This window comes from Roseburia sp. OF03-24, assembly GCF_003463035.1.
Lineage (GTDB): Bacteria > Bacillota > Clostridia > Lachnospirales > Lachnospiraceae > Roseburia > Roseburia rectibacter.
In genome coordinates this window covers 26,315-44,457 of the sequence record NZ_QSCK01000031.1, presented here as the reverse complement: position 1 = coordinate 44,457, position 18,143 = coordinate 26,315, and the positions used below count along the sequence as shown (strand labels likewise).

Annotated in this window: 19 protein-coding genes and 1 pseudogene; 2 read left to right on the top strand and 18 right to left on the bottom strand. The window is 40.6% G+C overall.

What is annotated here, in order from left to right; all coding sequences use genetic code 11:
- Nucleotides 1–279: 279 nt before the first annotated feature.
- The gene (locus DXA60_RS14785; protein WP_117824044.1) at nt 280–516 is read left to right on the top strand and encodes a DUF6061 family protein; all 237 of its coding nucleotides are present in this window, start codon (nt 280–282) and stop codon (nt 514–516) included.
- A 159-nt stretch (nt 517–675) separates the two neighbouring features.
- On the opposite strand, the gene DXA60_RS14780 is transcribed toward DXA60_RS14785, so the two are convergent.
- From DXA60_RS14780 to DXA60_RS14740, 9 genes are all read right to left on the bottom strand, one after another.
- Entirely contained in the window at nt 676–3,120 is a 2,445-nt protein-coding gene (locus tag DXA60_RS14780) for an ABC transporter permease (RefSeq protein WP_117922124.1), read from the bottom strand.
- Nucleotides 3,117–3,791, bottom strand: coding sequence for an ABC transporter ATP-binding protein (locus DXA60_RS14775; protein WP_117922123.1), 675 nt, complete (start codon nt 3,789–3,791; stop codon nt 3,117–3,119). Before DXA60_RS14775 ends, DXA60_RS14780 begins: the two co-directional genes overlap by 4 nt.
- 113 nt (nt 3,792–3,904) lie before the next feature.
- Entirely contained in the window at nt 3,905–5,170 is a 1,266-nt protein-coding gene (locus tag DXA60_RS14770) for a sensor histidine kinase (protein WP_117922122.1), read from the bottom strand.
- Nucleotides 5,146–5,835, bottom strand: coding sequence for a response regulator transcription factor (locus tag DXA60_RS14765; RefSeq protein ID WP_008120506.1), 690 nt, complete (start codon nt 5,833–5,835; stop codon nt 5,146–5,148). The genes DXA60_RS14770 and DXA60_RS14765 overlap by 25 nt, the downstream gene beginning before the upstream one ends.
- Before the next feature lie 67 nt (nt 5,836–5,902).
- On the bottom strand, nt 5,903–6,772 hold the full coding sequence (locus DXA60_RS14760; protein ID WP_117922121.1) for an SPL family radical SAM protein: 870 nt from the start codon (nt 6,770–6,772) through the stop codon (nt 5,903–5,905).
- A gap of 31 nt (nt 6,773–6,803) precedes the next feature.
- Complete coding sequence (locus DXA60_RS14755) at nt 6,804–7,247, bottom strand: GNAT family N-acetyltransferase (RefSeq protein WP_117922120.1); 444 nt, start codon at nt 7,245–7,247, stop codon at nt 6,804–6,806.
- A 238-nt stretch (nt 7,248–7,485) separates the two neighbouring features.
- Complete coding sequence (locus DXA60_RS14745; RefSeq protein ID WP_243006910.1) at nt 7,486–7,596, bottom strand: GNAT family N-acetyltransferase; 111 nt, start codon at nt 7,594–7,596, stop codon at nt 7,486–7,488.
- A 16-nt stretch (nt 7,597–7,612) separates the two neighbouring features.
- The gene (locus DXA60_RS19310; protein ID WP_243006909.1) at nt 7,613–7,732 is read right to left on the bottom strand and encodes a GNAT family N-acetyltransferase; all 120 of its coding nucleotides are present in this window, start codon (nt 7,730–7,732) and stop codon (nt 7,613–7,615) included.
- 106 nt (nt 7,733–7,838) lie between these two features.
- Nucleotides 7,839–8,216 carry an SdpI family protein gene (locus DXA60_RS14740; protein ID WP_117922118.1) on the bottom strand — a complete coding sequence of 126 codons (378 nt, stop codon included), beginning with the start codon at nt 8,214–8,216 and terminating at the stop codon, nt 7,839–7,841.
- Between the two features lie 403 nt (nt 8,217–8,619).
- Between DXA60_RS14740 and DXA60_RS14735 the strand changes: the two genes are divergently transcribed.
- The gene (locus DXA60_RS14735; protein WP_117922117.1) at nt 8,620–9,519 is read left to right on the top strand and encodes a DegV family protein; all 900 of its coding nucleotides are present in this window, start codon (nt 8,620–8,622) and stop codon (nt 9,517–9,519) included.
- A gap of 39 nt (nt 9,520–9,558) precedes the next feature.
- Here the strand turns inward: DXA60_RS14735 and DXA60_RS14730 are convergent, their stop codons facing one another.
- From DXA60_RS14730 to DXA60_RS14690, 9 genes and pseudogenes are all read right to left on the bottom strand, one after another.
- Nucleotides 9,559–10,926, bottom strand: a complete 1,368-nt coding sequence (locus DXA60_RS14730; RefSeq protein ID WP_117922116.1) for a metallophosphoesterase — start codon at nt 10,924–10,926, stop codon at nt 9,559–9,561.
- 34 nt (nt 10,927–10,960) lie between these two features.
- A pseudogene (locus DXA60_RS14725) lies at nt 10,961–11,149 on the bottom strand (YbaK/EbsC family protein); the annotation flags it as partial.
- A 56-nt stretch (nt 11,150–11,205) separates the two neighbouring features.
- Entirely contained in the window at nt 11,206–11,508 is a 303-nt protein-coding gene (locus DXA60_RS14720; protein WP_117922115.1) for a Dabb family protein, read from the bottom strand.
- Nucleotides 11,509–11,634: 126 nt separating this feature from the next.
- Nucleotides 11,635–13,287 (bottom strand): Na+/H+ antiporter NhaC family protein, encoded by a 1,653-nt coding sequence (locus tag DXA60_RS14715; RefSeq protein ID WP_117922114.1) that lies wholly within the window; start codon nt 13,285–13,287, stop codon nt 11,635–11,637.
- Between the two features lie 238 nt (nt 13,288–13,525).
- Nucleotides 13,526–15,205, bottom strand: a complete 1,680-nt coding sequence (locus DXA60_RS14710) for an amino acid ABC transporter ATP-binding/permease protein (protein ID WP_117922113.1) — start codon at nt 15,203–15,205, stop codon at nt 13,526–13,528.
- Nucleotides 15,205–16,950, bottom strand: coding sequence for an ABC transporter ATP-binding protein/permease (locus tag DXA60_RS14705; protein WP_117922137.1), 1,746 nt, complete (start codon nt 16,948–16,950; stop codon nt 15,205–15,207). Before DXA60_RS14705 ends, DXA60_RS14710 begins: the two co-directional genes overlap by 1 nt.
- Nucleotides 16,951–17,024: 74 nt before the next feature.
- Complete coding sequence (locus tag DXA60_RS14700; RefSeq protein ID WP_117922112.1) at nt 17,025–17,375, bottom strand: nitrous oxide-stimulated promoter family protein; 351 nt, start codon at nt 17,373–17,375, stop codon at nt 17,025–17,027.
- A gap of 201 nt (nt 17,376–17,576) precedes the next feature.
- Complete coding sequence (locus DXA60_RS14695; protein ID WP_006856858.1) at nt 17,577–17,849, bottom strand: spore coat protein; 273 nt, start codon at nt 17,847–17,849, stop codon at nt 17,577–17,579.
- 23 nt (nt 17,850–17,872) lie between these two features.
- The gene (locus DXA60_RS14690) at nt 17,873–18,058 is read right to left on the bottom strand and encodes a hypothetical protein (RefSeq protein WP_117922111.1); all 186 of its coding nucleotides are present in this window, start codon (nt 18,056–18,058) and stop codon (nt 17,873–17,875) included.
- Nucleotides 18,059–18,143: the final 85 nt, after the last annotated feature.

Sequence of the window (18,143 nt, the reverse complement as noted above, 5' to 3'; positions counted from 1 at the left end):
TTTCACCTGTTTTAAGAGATTTAACTGTTATATTTTGTTATTAAATTCTCCGCAAACCCTTGAAAACACTGGATTTGTTGCAGGTGAGCTTTCCCTTATTTTTTCCCTTGTGTTATATCGTTCCATCAGTGTTTATGAACTCTGATAAGGGCAAATACAATGGCAAAAAAATTATATAAAACAGTATAACATAAAATAAAAGTGACATGGTGGACTGATTGAAATGCTTCTTAATTTTTGCTACTAATGATTGATTAAATGATAAGGAGATGGGATACGATGAGAACAATATTTGCAGAATACAATCCACAACGAAACAGCATTGACATTTATACAAATGTTGGCTATATGCTTCGCATTGACTGCTGGGAAGCCGAAAAGGATTTAAAAACCACACCCGGATCAGACTGTGCATTGACTTCACTTGCAGTCGATGAACCACTTGAATATGCGAGATTATATCTTGAGGGCAATTTACAGATGTGGGTAGATACAGAAGATTCATTAGAGTTATAAAATGCAAGCAGCCTGTATGCTTCATTACACACAGGCTGCTTAATCAAATTTATTATAATTGATGAAAAATCGGTTGCATTTTGTCAAAAGTACAAAACTTTTTGAAACCAAGTGCTTTTAATTCCTGTTATGATACTGAGGATATCCCAGCAATACTTGCTATCCCTGATACCTTATTCTTTCTACCAGCGTTTCCTTTTTCAGATTACTGCTTAAAACGCAGGAAAGCACAATCTGCAAAAGGCTGACCAGCAAAATCATAGCAAGAATTGGTGTAATTGGAACATGATAGACATTCATTCCAAATATCCCATTATGCTTTGCATAGGCAAAGAGCACGTAGCCAAGTGGCAGACCAACGACAAGTGCTACACATATGGTGCCAACCGTAAAAATCAGTCCCTGTAACTGCAGACATAAATTTAATTGTTTATTTGTCATACCCACAGCCTGTAATACACCATATTCCTGCTTTTTTGTCGTAATATTCATGATCATGGTGTTTGCCATATTCATAAAACCGATGAGTCCTACAACCGCTATAAACAGATAACAGCCGAGCTTCATCATGCGGGCTGCTAATTCTGCATATTGTAACTGTGCATGATAGGTATCCATTTTTATATGCGAAGTATTAGAAATCAAAGTATTCAGACTCTGTTCCACAGATGCCATATCTTTTTTATCACAGTCCACCCACAGATATCCACAGGCTGTTCCCCTCGGATTCATGGAACGGTATACACCTTCCGGAATGACAAGATAAGTGTCCGCACTTACAAAGGAGCCTGCAATCTTTCCCTGATAGGTATAGGTTCCACTTCCATTCTCAAAGTCAAATGCAATGGATTCTCCCGGAGCATATCCATCTTGTTCCATCCACATCGACCAACCAAAGAAAATTTCACCATTCTTTACCGCCTGATCATAGTCCATAGAGCCAATATCCCCGTCCTGGCGCATAAAATCAAAATCCTTTTTACTCACAATAGCACCCGGAAATCTCGTTCCGTTCAGATTTACAGAGACAATCTCTCTCGTCATGACATCTGTCACTCCCGGAATGCTTTTGATTTCTTCAATCAGCGAATCATTCAATGGATTGTCCGTCAGAATCGTATCCAGATTATTCTCCGGATATCTTTCATCATACTCAGCAGAATAGTCAAGCTGCAGTTCGAATTGTCCATGATTAACGGAAAGACGTGCTTCATGCTCCGTGTCAATATTTCCCACATAATTAGAGATAATCACAAACAATGTGCAGGAAAGCCCCATTGTGAGGATGGTACCAATGGTTCTTTTTGGGTTACCCATTACATTTGCCATTGCCATAGAAAACACGGTGACATTTTTTCTGCCATTTCGTTTTCCTTTTTTGTGTGTTTCTGCATTTTCTAAATACCGTGTTGCTTCGATAGGTGAAATCCGTGAAACAATTTTCATTGGTTTACGCAGTGCCAAAGCAACGGTAAGAAATGATACGAAAATACATAGAAGCATAACAGGCAGGGAAAACAGTGACACCTGCTGATTTTGGACTCCCATAGAGTCAGTTCCGGTTGATACAAGATTCCCCTGTTCTACCAGCCAGTTAAAACCGCATTTTGCAATCAGAAAGCCCAGAAGCAATCCAACCGGTATTGAAAAAATTGTCAAAAAAATGCCCTCTCTGAAGATCAGTTGTTTCATCTGCTTTTTTGTTGCTCCCAGAGCCTTGATTTTTCCATACTCCTGTATCTTGTTGGCAATACCGACCTGAAAAATATTATAAATGACCACAACAGAGAAAAGTACAATTGCAAGAATCAAAACCCCGCATACTGCAATCGTTTCATAATTCGGCTGCAAGACCCATTGCAAATAGAGATCATTGACTATAACGTTTTTTTCTTCGATCCCACAAGATGCTGCAATCTGCTTTATAACCGGTTCAATATTATTCATAGATACATTTGCAGAATCATTTAAAGTAAAATAAATATTATACTGTCTGTCATTCTCTGCGACGTGCTCATCATAAAACTCCTGTGACCCGAAAGCAACATAAGATGCCTCGATGGTATACTCATCCCGGTCATATAGGATTCCACTGACAACAAATTCTTCCGGCTTATATTCTGACCGCATCCCTGCGCGGTAATCCAGTGTAACCGTATCTCCGACCTTTACATCATCATATCCCATTGCACGAAAAAATACTCTTCCTGCGGCAATTTCCTGCGTTCCCCCCGGATACTTTCCTTCCTTTAACTCATATTCCTTATTATAGGAAAGCATTTTTCTTGCAGTCTCATCCATGCAGACAAACCCGCCTTTTTCATTGCCTTTAATTATGCCTTCTGTACACATAATTCCTATTGCATCTATTTCTGCACGGCGGCTTACTTCCTTTAACTGCGAGGCATCTGCTGCGACAAACAGACCATAATTGCTTCCATATGAGCTTGCCGCCTGACTTTTCTGCAAACGGATCATTCCATTTCCCACAGTACTGATAATCACAAGCAGCATCGTAGTCAGACATATGGACATCATAATCAGTATACTTCTTGTCTTGTTCTTTTTGTCATTGCTATATGCAATCCTGCTTATTGTCTTCATCTGAAATCCACCACCTGTCCGTCCTCAATCACCAGAATACGGTCAGCGACTTGTGCAATTTCGTCATCATGGGTAATCATTACAATTGTCTGTCCATATTTTTTTGCTGTCATCTTAAGCAGAGCGATTACCTCGTCACTGGTCTTAGAATCAAGATTTCCTGTCGGCTCATCCGCAAATATAATTTCCGGACGATTCACCAGTGCTCTTGCAATTGCTACTCTCTGCTGCTGTCCTCCGGATAACTGATTTGGCAGATTGTAAATCCTCTTTTCAATCCCCAGAGTTGCAATAATATCATTTACATACGCTTCATCCACTTTTCTTCCATCCAGCCCCAGTGGCAGTACAATATTTTCCCAGACATTAACAGATGAAACCAGATTAAATGCCTGAAAAACAAATCCGATTTTTCTTCTGCGGAAAACAGCAAGGGCATCTTCCTTCATCCTGTATAAATCTTTCCCCGCTAAAGTAACTCTGCCTTTTGTCGGGGTATCAAGCCCTCCAAGCATATGAAGTAATGTACTTTTACCGGAACCTGACTTTCCAACAATTGTGACAAATTCTCCCTGCTCAATCTGAATGTCCACCTGATTTACCGCTTTGACCTGATTCTCACCTGCACCATAAAACTTACAAAGCTGCCTGGTTTCTAATATCACACTCATGTGTTGCCTCCTTTTCATCCTACATCCAAATTGTATCAGGGCAATCTTTCATTTCACTTTCAAAAAACGAGCAGAAGTCTTACAGAATTGTAAGATTTCTGCCCAATTAAAATTTAACCAACATATGGTAATTGAATCACAAACGTGCTTCCTTTTTTCTTTTTGCCGGAGATTACCGTGATCATACCTCCGTGTTTTTCGATAATTTCTCTCGATAGAAAAAGTCCGATTCCCGTGCCACTCTCTTCCCTGACCTCCCTGGAACCTCCTCTGTAAAATCGTTGAAAAATTTTGTGATACTCATTCTGCGGAATACCGATTCCCTGATCCTCAATTTCCATTCTTACAAGATCGTTTCTTTTTTGTAACCGGATAAATATTTTTGAACCACCCGGACTGTACTTGACCGCATTATCCAGAACGTTGATAAAAGCTTCACCAAGCCACCTTTTATCCTGCACAACCATGCATGTTTCCAGCTCTTTTGCATAGTCAAAAACGAATTCAATTTCTTTCCCATCCGCTTTTGGATAAGTACGGTTCACAGCAGATATGACAGTATCCATAAGCGGAAGTTTTTTCTTATTAATCTGAATCAGTCCGGTTTCCATCTTGGATATTTCAAGAAGCGACTGCAATAATGTCTCCAGTCCATCCAGAGCACTCCGACAACGAATACGAAACTCCTCCTGTTCTGTGGCACTTAAGTCATTCTGCATCAACACACTAAAACATGTATCCAAAGCTGCAACCGGTGTCTTTAACTGGTGAGAGATATCAGAAACCATTTCTTTCGTGCTCTCTTTTTCTTCCCGTGCTTCTTCCTTTAGCAACTGAATATGATGTCCGATTGCTTCAAGCTGGTCATTCAATTTTTCCAGTTCAACGTGATTTTCCGTTTTCAGTAAATCATCAAATTTATTTTCACGGAATCTGATCAGAATTTCTTCTAACTGGTCTAAAATTTTCTGATGACACGCATCTTCTGTCTTCTTCCAATAAAATAAAATAATCAAAAGAAGCACGCATATCACAGTGCTTACAGCACCGGTCACCATAACCTGATGCCGGAATTGCGAATAAAACACATTCCCTTTATTTCCCCAGTATCCATATTGCTCCAATAATCGCCTTCCCTGTTCGTTGGTTTCAATATCCTTATCCTTAAGCAATTCCGAAACAGCATCCAGCCCGGAAAATTTTTCCTTTGCTGCAATTTCTGTCATAAGATTCATTTTATATTTATAATCTTCATAAAACACATACGTGGTAAAGCAATTTAATATTGCAAACAATAATATGCCAGGTAATACCAAGGAGAGCACTACTGTAATCTTCTTGCGATATCTCTTTGTCACTGCCTTACCTCCTGATTCCATATATACCCAAGACCTCTGATATTCTTTATATAGACCGGTGCAGCCGGATTGTCTTCGATTTTCTCACGGAGTCTTCTGATATTGACAGCGATTGTATTTTCATCCACAAAATCCCCTTCCAGATCAAACACATTTTCCAATATTTGTGTTTTTGAAAGAATCTGTTTCGGATTCTGAAGAAAAAAAGTCAGCATTTTCAACTCCGTTTTTGTCAGACTGATTTCACGACTCTTTATCAGGACTTTCATTTCTCCTGCGATAAATACGATATCTCCCGAAATCATCTTTCCGGCTTCCGTTTTCTCCTGTCTGCGGCGGAAATGTGCTTCTATTTTCAAAAGAAGTACCGAAAGACTAAACGGCTTTGTAATATAATCATCTGCCCCTGCTTCATATCCCATGACCTGATCCATCTCCTGATCTAGTGCTGTAAGACAAATAATGTATGTATTATAATTGCATCTCATCCACCTTACAAATTCCAGTCCATTCCCATCCGGAAGATTCACATCACAAATGGTAACATCCACATTATTATCACTTGCAATTCTTTTCGCTTTTTTCACTGATTCTGCTGAAAAAACCTCATATCCGGATTTTTTCAGTGAGAATGTAATTCCACGATTTAAATTTTCATCATCTTCAACCACGAGTATACCTGGCATAGCATATGCACCTCTCTTTATTAACTATATATATCAGCTGGGAGATGACTCCCACCTCTGGCTGTTATTATGTCAAATTCAAAGACATCTGAACATATTTATCCGGTAACTCATGAAGATACCAAAAGCACTCATTTGGATCATAGATAATTCCATTTTCGGCACATCTTTTTCTGAACATATCCATAAGTTTCTCGTTATCAGGGCTTGCCAGGTCATATGCATTTCCATATGTATAAATGTATTTTTTCTTAAGTCCTGGAAAATATCTGTCCAATGCCTGATAAAAATATTCCCTGTCTCCATCCCTTAATGTAACTCCCATGTTGAAGCATATGATTCCTTTTACGCCAGCTTCCATACAGTAATCAAGAATACCATTGATGTTTTCCTTTGTATCATTTATAAAAGGTAATATAGGTGTCAGCCACACGACAGTTGGAATCCCTGCCTTTTTAAATTGCATAAGTGCTTCAAATCTCTCATGGGTTGTAGAAACATTCGGCTCTAAAATCTTGCAGAGTGTTTCGTCATAAGTAGTCATTGTCATCTGTACAACAGCTTTTGCTTTCGCGTTGATTGATTTTAAAATATCCATATCCCGCAATATTCTGGTAGATTTTGTCTGAATTGCAACACCATATTCATATTTGTCAATCAGCTCCAAACATCTTCTGGTCAGTTTTAATTTTTCTTCTGCTTGAAGATAAGGATCGCACATAGCACCGGTTCCTATCATACATTTTTTGCGTTTGGATTTTAATGCCTTTTCAAGAAGCTGTGGAGCATTTGCTTTTACCTCTATATCCTCAAATTCATGTGTAAATCCATAGCAGTTACTCCTGCTGTCGCAATAAATGCAGCCATGCGTACAGCCTCTGTATATATTCATTCCATTATTACTTGAAAGAATTCCCTTTGCTTCTACAAAATGCATATGTACTCTCCCCTAATTCTACAATTGGAAGTTATATATATCTTTGCAAATATACCATATCTATTAACTGTACACCGCTCTCATAAATTGGGTGGTCATAATTGTCAGTAAAGAAATTGGGAATCTTGTGAGAACGGGCAAATCCACATTTTTCATAAAATGGTATCGTCAATGGACTGTCACCTGTTCCAACTTGCAAAACAGAATATTCATCTGCATATTTACTGGCAAGAAAATCAATTAGTGCTTTGCCATAGCCCTTTCCCTGATTTTCCGGATCGACTGCGATATTCTTGATTTCAAGTATTCCGTTACCTTCATCGGTGACAACACATTCAGCTTTTACATCATTGTCTTCAAATACATACATAGTTCCTTTTTCAAGATAGCGATCAACCATGCTCTCCTGTTCATCAGCTAATAACAATAATGATATAAACTGCTTTTTATTTTTGTTAACTTCTCGAATTTTCATACAACTTGTTACTCCATCAATTGCCATCTATTTTAATTCATCAAATGGAAGTTCCCTTGTTTGAAGCATTTCTACAAATACTTTCCTGATTTTTTCCTGTGACTGTTTTCTTCTTTTATTATTCGGTGTATTCATATTTTTATTATCCCAACACTCGTTGTTATTTTGATGATTGTTTTCAGTTTCATGCCATAGTATACTTTAAAAGTATTAAGCATACAACTGTTGTGTTAATTTATTACATGGAGGTACACACAATGAGTGAAGAAATATGATATCTGGCATAAGAGGATGCACCTGCAACGATTTTTCCGTCTTTTTGTATTACCATTCCTCTTCCCAGCTTCAAAAAGTTATCCTTGTTCTCAAAAGCTGAAACAATATCTTGTAACACGTCTTGCATCAGGGAAACATTCTTCGATCAGCATTGACCATATCTCGCTCTGCGGTACCATGATAGCAAATCCTTCTGGTTTACCTTCCAAAAGTTTCCTGCCATCCCTCAAAAAGATTGCTCACTTTTGCCAGGTTATATAACTCATATACCATATGTATCACCTTCTTCGTTCAAAGAACTCTGTCAATTGGAATCTATCGCTTTGTTCCATCCTCGTTGAAATTGTTTTTTAATGCCTTTTCCGTTGGGAAAATAGACCCAATCAAAAACACCAGTTGTATTACAATGATAATAATACTCAAAATTCCCATTGTATCGTCACTTGCTCCATAAAAAGGAATATGTATAAGCAATGTAGGACCAAGCAGCCCGACTCCAACTTTCCACCAAAGTTTTCCTGCATGGTCATGCGCAAATTTCCAGGTATCCATATTTATCATTGACATCTTAGTTCTGTATCCCACTACTCCATTGATTTGTTTTGGGCAATGTTTCCACATCATTCTGCCTGCAATTATCATAATCACTGGAATAATACAATCGCATATCAAAATAAACCACCAGAACCACATATTGCCACCTCCCACAACTTGAAATTATAAATCAAATGAAAATACGTTTGGAACAACATCATTTCCAAATGTCTTTACTGCCATCCGATACATAGCTTTTGCATGAATCCTGTCATTCCAAATAAATCTCCTTAGATTTACCTCTTGTAAATGCACCAATGAAATTGGACGCATACAGAATACTGTCATCGCCATTATGTTCCCAAACGCACTTCACTTTCATAAAAGAATTTTCCTCCAAAACACCGATTTACTTAAATGCAGTATACCACATGGTCAGCGTCAATGATACTATTATTCTCTTTTATAAAATAAAGAGGAAAACGTCCCAAAACCACTTGACATAGTTTTCAAAACCGCTTACACTGTACACTATAACTATTTAATAGGATTGGAGATCATCATGTTTCAGATTATCGTTGACTCTGCGGCAAATATTCCCGCAGAACTTGTAAAAAAATATAAGATCAAAGTTCTTTCTTTTATCAACTTTGTAAATGGAAAAGAAGTCACCTGTTTTGATCCGGAATTATCCCCGGAAGAGGAACGTCAGAAAGGTCATGAATATTACGATGCCGTACGCCAAGGTGCAGATGTAAAGACCGGTCTGATCAGCACTGCCATATTTGAAGATGCATTCCGCAGTGCCATGGAAAATAACGAAGATGTGCTGTATTTCTCGCTTAGCAAAAATATCAGCGGAAATTTCAACTCCGCAAGACTTGCCGCGGAGGATCTGATGCGTGATCCGGTAAACGGCAGAAAAATCCGTCTGATCGATTCACTCAATGCTTCTTTAGCACAGGGAATTTTAGCGATCTACGCAAGTGAAATGCGTGATAAAGGTATGGAGATTGATGAAGTAGCAGATATCTTAGAAACGTACCCTGCAAAGATGAACGGTGTATTTACCGTCGGAGACTTAAAATATCTTTCAAAAACCGGACGTTTAAGCGGAGCAACCGCCCTTGTCGGTAATCTTTTAAATATCAAACCGATCCTACGTGGAAACAAGGACGGTTTTATTGTCCAGTATAAAAAATGCCGTGGAAGAAAGGCTGCATTAAACGAGCTCGTCTCTCTCGTCTGTGACAATATCACAGAACCGGAAAAACAGATCATCGGTATCGCACATGCCGACGCTTACGAAGACTCCCTCTATGTCATGAATAAAATTCAGGAAAAAGTTGCCGTCCGCGATTTTATCAATACTTCTTATGATTTCTGTACCGGAAGCCATGTAGGACCTGATACCATTGCATTGTTCTTTATGGCAAAAGACAGAGAATTAGGTGCAGACTAAAATTTTTATATGGGCAGGCAATTTCGCCTGCCCTTTTTTCTACAATGCCCTCTCCATGCAGATAAACTGCATATCATAGAGACTGCACTCTCCCACTTTCTCATATCCAAGATGCGCATAAGAACGCATTGCCACCTCATGCCCTTTTCGTACCAGTATGTGAACAGATTTCTTTCCCTGTTTCCGCAGGACATTCATGGCATATGCCATCATCATTCTCGCCATTTTTTTATTCTGGTATTCTTTTCTGATACAGAGTCTCGCCAGTTCCGCTCCCGGAAGCAGCGCCTCATCCCAGCATTTTAAACTGTCTACGGCTTCGTCTGCATCTATGGAAATGGAAGCTATCAGTTTCCCCTTTTCATTTTCCATCACAAAAAGTGCATTCCTCGAAAGATCTGATTCTATCGTATCAATTCCCGGATAATATTCATTCCAGCCTGCCGCTCCGCCGATCATCGAATGATATAATTCTAACAGCTTTTCCGTATCTTCTATTACAGCCGGGCGGATATATCGCAAAAATGTATAATCCGGAATTTTCAAGGCATCTGCCGCCTTCGCAAAATATTTTTCTTCGATATGCGGCCAGACCTTTTCTTCTGCCTCATTTTCTTTCTGCAATTTTGTAGCCAGATTTACCAGTTCCGGTGTCAGATCCGTTCCTGTCAGGAAAATATGGAGATTATTATTCAAAAACCACGGTGCCATATCATAAAGTCCTGATTCAAAAATATCCTGTATCACCTGGTTGATATCATATGGAATACGCAAAAATTCCGGTTTCCATTCATTTTCCCATGACTCTAAGATCACAGCATGTGCATATCCCGGATCACCGATCGCAATTCCACAGGAACCGGTATTCATATAGGTTTTCCCATGATATCTCATCATTCCCGGATAATGCGTATGTGCTGCAAGCAGATAATCTGTATTGATTTCATCTAAAACTTCTTTTGTCCGCTCACTGTCAAGCTGAAGTAATTCCCTTGTATTGACAGGGGAACCATGACAGCAGATGATCGCAGGATACCCTTCCTTTTCATAACGGAACGTAATAGGAAGATTTTCAAAAAAGTCCAGATCTTTTGGGGTAAGCTGTTCATAAGTATATAAAAGATTACCACTGGCAGAATTTGCGATCCAGTATTTTTCTTTTTCTTCCTGTTCCCTGACTTTACGCTGTTCTGTCATATATTCTTCCCGGTTTCCCCGCAGAACATGACAGGGAAACTGCTCCATCAGTTCATAGAGAATCTCCATCGTCTTTTTTGCACCGGCAGTATCCGAAACAAAATCTCCCAGAAGCAGAAATTCCTCACACCCCGCCTTTATCATGTAGTCCACACATGCCCGAAATGCAATCTGGTTACTGTGGACATCTGCAATCACTCCAATTTTCATCCCAAAATATCGTTCCTTTCATGCTTTGGTCTGTCTAAACATTTTCTTCCTTACAGACATCAACCCAGCCTTTTGCACCGGCAGCCTGCTCAAGCTCCGGGATTGTTAATTTTACGGCACTATGGTCATTTCCCGCTGCCGGATATACTGTCGTAAATTTTTTCAGGCTTTCATCGAGATAAACCTCCACACCATCATTGATTCCAAACGGGCACACTCCACCGCAGTGCGATCCTGCCCGGAGGGCTTTAAAACTATCTGTTTTTGTGTAACTCCCTCTTAAATCTCATAATCCATGCAGGATCTCACTGCTGTATATGGTCTTACTTTACTATCTGCCACTGCCACATGTTTCGGATGCACGCTGTATGCTTTCAGTGCTTCTGCGCTCTCAAATGTGGTATCTAACATCACATCCACAGTGGAACTCGGCAGACAGTCAATGCGCACTTTGATCTCTGTCATCCCCGGAATCTGACCGGCAAGTCCTTCTAACCCCTCCTTGATTCCTGCTTTGATCTGTTTTTTCTCCTCGTCCGAAAATTCCTCTTTCAGTTTCCATAAAATAACATGTTTTACCATTTCTCTGACATCCTCTCTTTATTTTAGTATTATTATTTTTTTTACTGTTTTCTTTGCCGTCTGATTGCTTACTTTACTATTTGATTGTCAGCTTTGCCACCTTAAGCAGGCTTTTCTTTCTTATTCTTAAATTTCCTCTTTGCCACCGGTTTTTGCTCTTATCACACAAAGAACCGCACAAAGAATCACAATGCAGACCGGAAGTGTCAGCCAGACAACCGCATCCAGTCCAGCTGCTTTTAAAATACCGATCAGAAGATATCCGACCATACATACACTGCCAACAACCAACACATATGGAAGCTGTGTTACCACATGATTGACATGCTCACAGTGTCCTCCGGCAGATGCCATGATCGTGGTATCGGAAATCGGAGAACAGTGATCTCCACAGACCGCACCTGCCAGACAGGATGCGATGGAAATGACCATCATCTGTCCTTCCGGGAATACCCCGATCACGATTGGGATCAGGATACTGAATGTTCCCCAGGATGTTCCGGTTGCAAACGCTAAAAATGCGGCAACCAGGAAAATGATCATTGGAAGGAATCCCTGCATTGCGGATGCGGAATTTGCCACAAGATCTGCAACAAAATATTTCGCACCAAGCAGGTTTGTCATACCCGACAATGTCCACGCCATCGTAAGGATCAGGATCGGTGCGATCATTGACTGGAATCCCTCCGGGATACATTTTGCAAATTCCTCAAAGGATAATACATCGCGCATCATATAATAGATAAATGTAAATACAAGCGTAACAGCACCGCCAAGTACCAGTCCCACAGAAGCATCCGAAGCCGCGAATGCATCAACAAAAGAAGCTCCGTCAAAAAATCCTCCGGTATAAACCATCGCAACAATACAGCTTGCGATCAGTACTGCGACCGGGAGTATCAGATCCAGCACATGTGCCTTATCATTGACCGCCTCTTCCTCATTCCCCTCATATGGTCTTCCCGGTGTTGTAAACAGATCACCTGCGATCGCATTCATCTCGTGTTTTTTCATCGGTCCAAAATCAACCCGGAGTACTGTCACGAGCAATACCATAACCAACGTCAGGATTGCATACAGGTTATATGGGATTGTCTGCAAAAATACGGCAAATCCATTGATTCCCGCATCCTCAGGCACAGAAGATGTCACCGCTGCCGCCCAGGAACTGATCGGTGCAATGATACACACCGGTGCTGCCGTTGCATCAATGATATAGGATAATTTGGCACGCGATACTTTATGCCGGTCTGTGACCGGACGCATCACGCTTCCCACGGTAAGACAGTTAAAATAATCATCCACAAAAATCAGTATACCAAGGACCATGACAGAAATCTGTGCGCCGATCCTGGTTTTGATATGCTTTGACGCCCATTTTCCAAATGCCGCGGAACCGCCCGCTTTATTCAGCATCGAAACAAGTATTCCAAGCATGACTAAAAACACAAGAATACCGACATTCCATGCATCCGCGAGTTTATACACCATGCCTCCGTCTTCCTGAAAAAAGATCGTACCTATCATCAGTTCCAGATTAAAATTGGAATATAACAGCCCTCCTGTGATGATTCCTGCTAAAAGTGATGTATATACCTCCTTTGTAATGAGTGCCAGACCGATTGCAATGACCGGTGGCAGTAATGCAAATACTGTCGCATATACGCTGCACTGATAATTTTCCGGATCAGTGACCACTCCGGGTGTATTTGCCGTTACAAACAGTAATACCACAATCACTGCAAGAAAAATAAGCATCCCTATCTGTTTTCTTTTCATATGTGTCCTCCAAACAAACGTTACTGATCTTTTGTCTGTCAACATTCAATCAGAACTTTCCATATTTCTGTATTTCCATACTTTTTATAGTGTAGCGTTTCTTCTGCAATTTTTCAAACATTTTATGCATAATCATGCAATATTACATAAAATAATAAAATACATGATCCGTGAACATTTTATTATCATGAATAAAAGAAGTATCATTCCACAGTAATTCATGAAATGATACTTTCTCCTACATTGCGACTATATCATCTGCGATCGCCATTGTTGATTTTCGATGAGATACTAAAAGAATTGTCTTATTTGCTTTTTCCTGATCAAGACTTCTTAAAATGATTCCTTCATTCAGACTGTCAATGTTACTGGTCGGCTCATCTAAAAATATCATATCTGCATCATGCAGAAATGCACGTGCAATCCCGATACGCTGACGTTCCCCACCAGAGACAGACTCTCCTGACTCCGCTAATTTCGTGTCATATCCATCCGGCAGTGACATAATAAACTCATGAAGTGCCGCCTTTTTCGCAGCCGCAATCACTTCTTCCCTGGTCGCATCCTCTTTCGCAACTTTGATATTATTTTCAATCGTATCCGCAAACAGAAATGTCTCCTGTGTGACATAGGAAATATTGTCACGCAATGCCGTGGTTGAAATTTCATCCACATTTGTTTTTCCGTACCGGATATCTCCTTCAGATGTCTCATAAAAACGCATCAGAAGTTTTAAAAGCGTTGATTTACCACATCCGCTCTTTCCTAAAATTCCATGGATCTTATGTTCTGTAAATACATGATCAAAGTTTTCTAAGACTTTGCCAGGTGTACGTTCTTCTGCTGCTGACTCATAGGCAAAAGATACATGCTCGCAGGAAATATCGCCGCCACACTCGTTATTTCCATCTATTACATCTTCCACAAGCGGCTGCTCCTCTAAAATATCAAGTACACGGTTTCCGCTTGCCAGTGTGTGCTGTAAATTATTAGAAAGTGCAGATAAAGCGGCTGTCGGGCCAAAGGAACTGATCATCGCGATCACAGCGACCATTGCTTCATCTATGCTCACAGCTCCCTGTACAGTAAGATGTCCGCATAAAGCTGCCATAAGGACTCCTGCGATCAGGATCACACCATCTGTTGCAATGCGCTGTGTATTCTCTGCCATTTTCAGCTTTTTATTTTTCTGCTCTAACTTTTCTGTCTGTTCATTCATTTCATGCAGACGTTTTTCCTGCTGTCCGTACTGTAAAATTTCATCCATTCCATACAGATTATCCAAAACAACGGTGTTTAATTTTCCAAAACTTTCGCGGTAAATGCGTCCGTTTTCTGCACCATGTTTTCCATTGATAACAGGGATTACCGCCCCGACGATCAGGTAAAATACTGCTGCTAAAGCCCCCGCTGCCGGATGTAACCTCCCAATAAACCATACCATAAAGCCCGATGTAAGTATGGCGATCGCAATTGGAGAGATCGTATGTGCATAAAACACTTCGAGAAGTTCAATATCACTTGTGATAATGGAAATCAGATTTCCTTTTTCACTGCCATCTAATTTTGCCGGGCAGAGTTTTCGCAATGCGGCAAATACCTTATGACGGATCTGTGCTAAAAGTTTGAATGCAATATAATGGTTGCTTGCCTGCTCTGCATAGCGCAGGATGCCCCTTAATACTGCAAACACCACGATCAGAATAAAAATATGTGAAAGTGTCATTCCCTGATACAATCCTAAAACCTGACGGACACCAAAACCACCTAAGATCGTGATGAATGTCGCCATCAGATTTCCGGCACATCCCATTAAAATCGCAACAAACATAAACGGTAGCATCGGTCTTATCATACCGATCAGTCCTGCCATGACTTTTACACCACTGCGTGCCCCTTTATTCTCTTTTCCCTGCATCAGACTGCCTCCTTTGCATATTTTTCCAATTCCTGCTGTGCCTTATAAAGGCTGCTGTAATAGTCATTCTTCTCCATCAGTTTTGCATGGACTCCCGATTCCTCGATCACACCATCTTTCATGACAAGAATCTGGTCTGCATCGGTCACATTCGCAAGACGGTGTGAGATCAGTATTACTGTTTTCTTCTGTGCAAGCTCACGGATAACCTCCATGATCTTATTTTCACTCTCCACATCCACATTTGAAGTTGCCTCGTCAAATATGTAGATATCACTGTCATGCAGCAATGCCTTAGCAAGCGCAAGACGCTGTTTTTGTCCACCGGACAGATTCGATGCCTTCTCTGTGATCTCCATGGATAAACCACCTTTTTCCGAAACCGTATCATAGAGGTCAACCGCTTTTAACGCTGCTTCCATCTCCTCTGTGGCTGCATCTGCACGCCCCATACAGAGATTTTCACGCACGGTTCCTGCAAACAGATAACTGTCATGACGCACTCGTGTAATTTTTCTGTACAATGCATCCGGTGCGATTTCATGGATATTGACACCGCCGACCGTGATCGTGCCGGAAAATGCATCCTGCTCCTTCCCTTCTCCCATCATTAAAGACGCCGCTGTACTTTTTCCGCATCCAGACACTCCGACTAAAGCTGTAAATGCCCCCTCTTCTGCCGTAAAAGATATCCCTTTTAAAACAGGTTTTTCCGGTTCATAAGCAAACGATACATCAGAAAATACGATGTCATCGCCCCCGATCTTTGTATTCTTTCCACACTGCGGCAACGGCTCATCCAGTAATTTAAAGATCTTGTCTGCGGCAGCATTTCCATTCATCGCGATATGGAAAAAAGAGCCTAACAGGCGAAGCGGCAGGAAAAATTCCGCTGAGATCAGTATGATAAAAATACATTCCGCCAGCGTGATATGGGAAGCCCGAAGTTCTAATACACTTAAAATAATACCGATCCCCGCTCCTCCATATGCAACCAGATCCATGATACTGATCGAGTTAAGCTGCATGATCAGCACCCGCATCGTCACTCTGCGGAACTGTTCTGCCTCCTCATCCATCTTTTTTGCATAGCGCTCATCTGCCTGATAAATTTTTAAGGTAGTCAGTCCCTGTAAATTTTCCAGAAAAGAATCTCCAAGCTCTGTGTAACTGCCCCAGTACTTTGCCAGAAGTTTTTTTGCGAATTTCTGCACGGCAACGATGGATACCGGAATCAGCGGGACGCATAAAAGCAGCACAACCGCTATTTTAAGGCTCATGCTTCCAACGATCAAAAACAATGTCAGCGGTGCGAGCAGGCTGTAAAAGAACTGCGGGACATACTTTCCAAAATAAATCTCCAACTGCTCCACGCCCTCAGTACTGATCTGGACAATCTCGGATGTGGCAAAATGAGCATGATAGGAACTGCCAAGTTTCATTAATTTTTCATAGACAAGCTCGCGCAGTTTTCTTTTCACCTGCGTTGAGGCGGCAAAGGATAAATGGCTTCCAATGCTTGTAAATACTGCACGCCCGATATAAACCGCCGCAAAAACAATAAATAACTTTGCGATATCTCCCTCTCCAACAGTTCTGTTATATAGAAGCAGTTTTTCCAGAAAAACACCAATGGCATACATCAGCGCCACATTACAGAGCAGCGAGCCCCACTGCGTGGCGACCATCCCTGCCACATACTTCTGATTCTCTTTAAATTCCTTCATTAGTCTCTTATGAAACATATTAATCTCCATTCTTGCGCTGTCTTTCAATGAAAACAACGTTTTCATTTGCATCTCAAGTTTGTGCGTAAGCACTAATCTGCCTGTTTCCTCTTATTCTGCATGGTCACCTTCACGTGACTGATTGCAAGTACAGGATGCACAAATAACATTCTAGGTCCCGAGTAACGCATCACTTTTCGTATTTCCTCCTGCATTTCCTTCGAATAACAATGCACCTTACATGCACTGCAGAATGTCTTTGTTTCCATGAACGGACAATGCATGGTGCGTGCCGTCGTATATTCTTTTAATTTTTCACACTGCTCACACAGCGTTCCCCTTTTCGTCCCATGACTGCCATGACAATAGATTTCTATCATGGAAGACACTGTTTCTATCTCCCTTTTTCGTTTTTCCTGTATTTCTTTTGTTTCCGTTTTCATATCCGCTTATCTATTTTTTTCCTCTCTGTTCCATCCTTATTTCTGTGTTTTGCTATTAGATTAGACTAACTTTGCTTCGTTAGTCTAACCTAATACATATTACTTTGTCAAGAAAAAGTGGCTGGCACAAAAAGGAAAAGCGCAGATCTCCGCCGGATCTACGCTTTTTCTTCTAAAAAAATAATATACTTTGATTTTGTCCTACACAGTTTTCACACACTGTGAAAACTTCTGTTTTGCATTTTCAACTTTGTTTGCATCTGCATCCGGAGTCGGATAAAGACCTCTCTGATGCATCATATTAAATACATCTTCCTGAATGCAGTGTTCCTGCTCTAAGCAGTGAAGAATTGCATCTCTCACACTGTCATGCACACATTCATTTGCAAATGCATTATAGTTATTCGTTGCTGCCTTCTCAGCCGTAAGTGCATCGGCTAAGATTTCTTTGTCCGTATAAATCTGCTCTGTCATGATCTTCCTCCCTCTCTCATTCCTTAGCTCAACTGTGCATACAGGGAATTAAAATGTCCCTGATGTTTCTGGGAAATCTCCGTAAATTTGGCACTGATTTCCTGATCCTTTGTGTGTTCTGCAAGCATCTGGAATTTTTTGATCAAAAGATCCTCCTCGGTCAGCAGATCATTCAAAACGGATAATTCTTTTTCTGATAACTGGCTCATGTTCCACCTCCATATTTTCATTCATGGCAATAGATCCGGTCTTTAAACATGCGGTCTATCGCTGGCATATCGTCTTTCACATTGA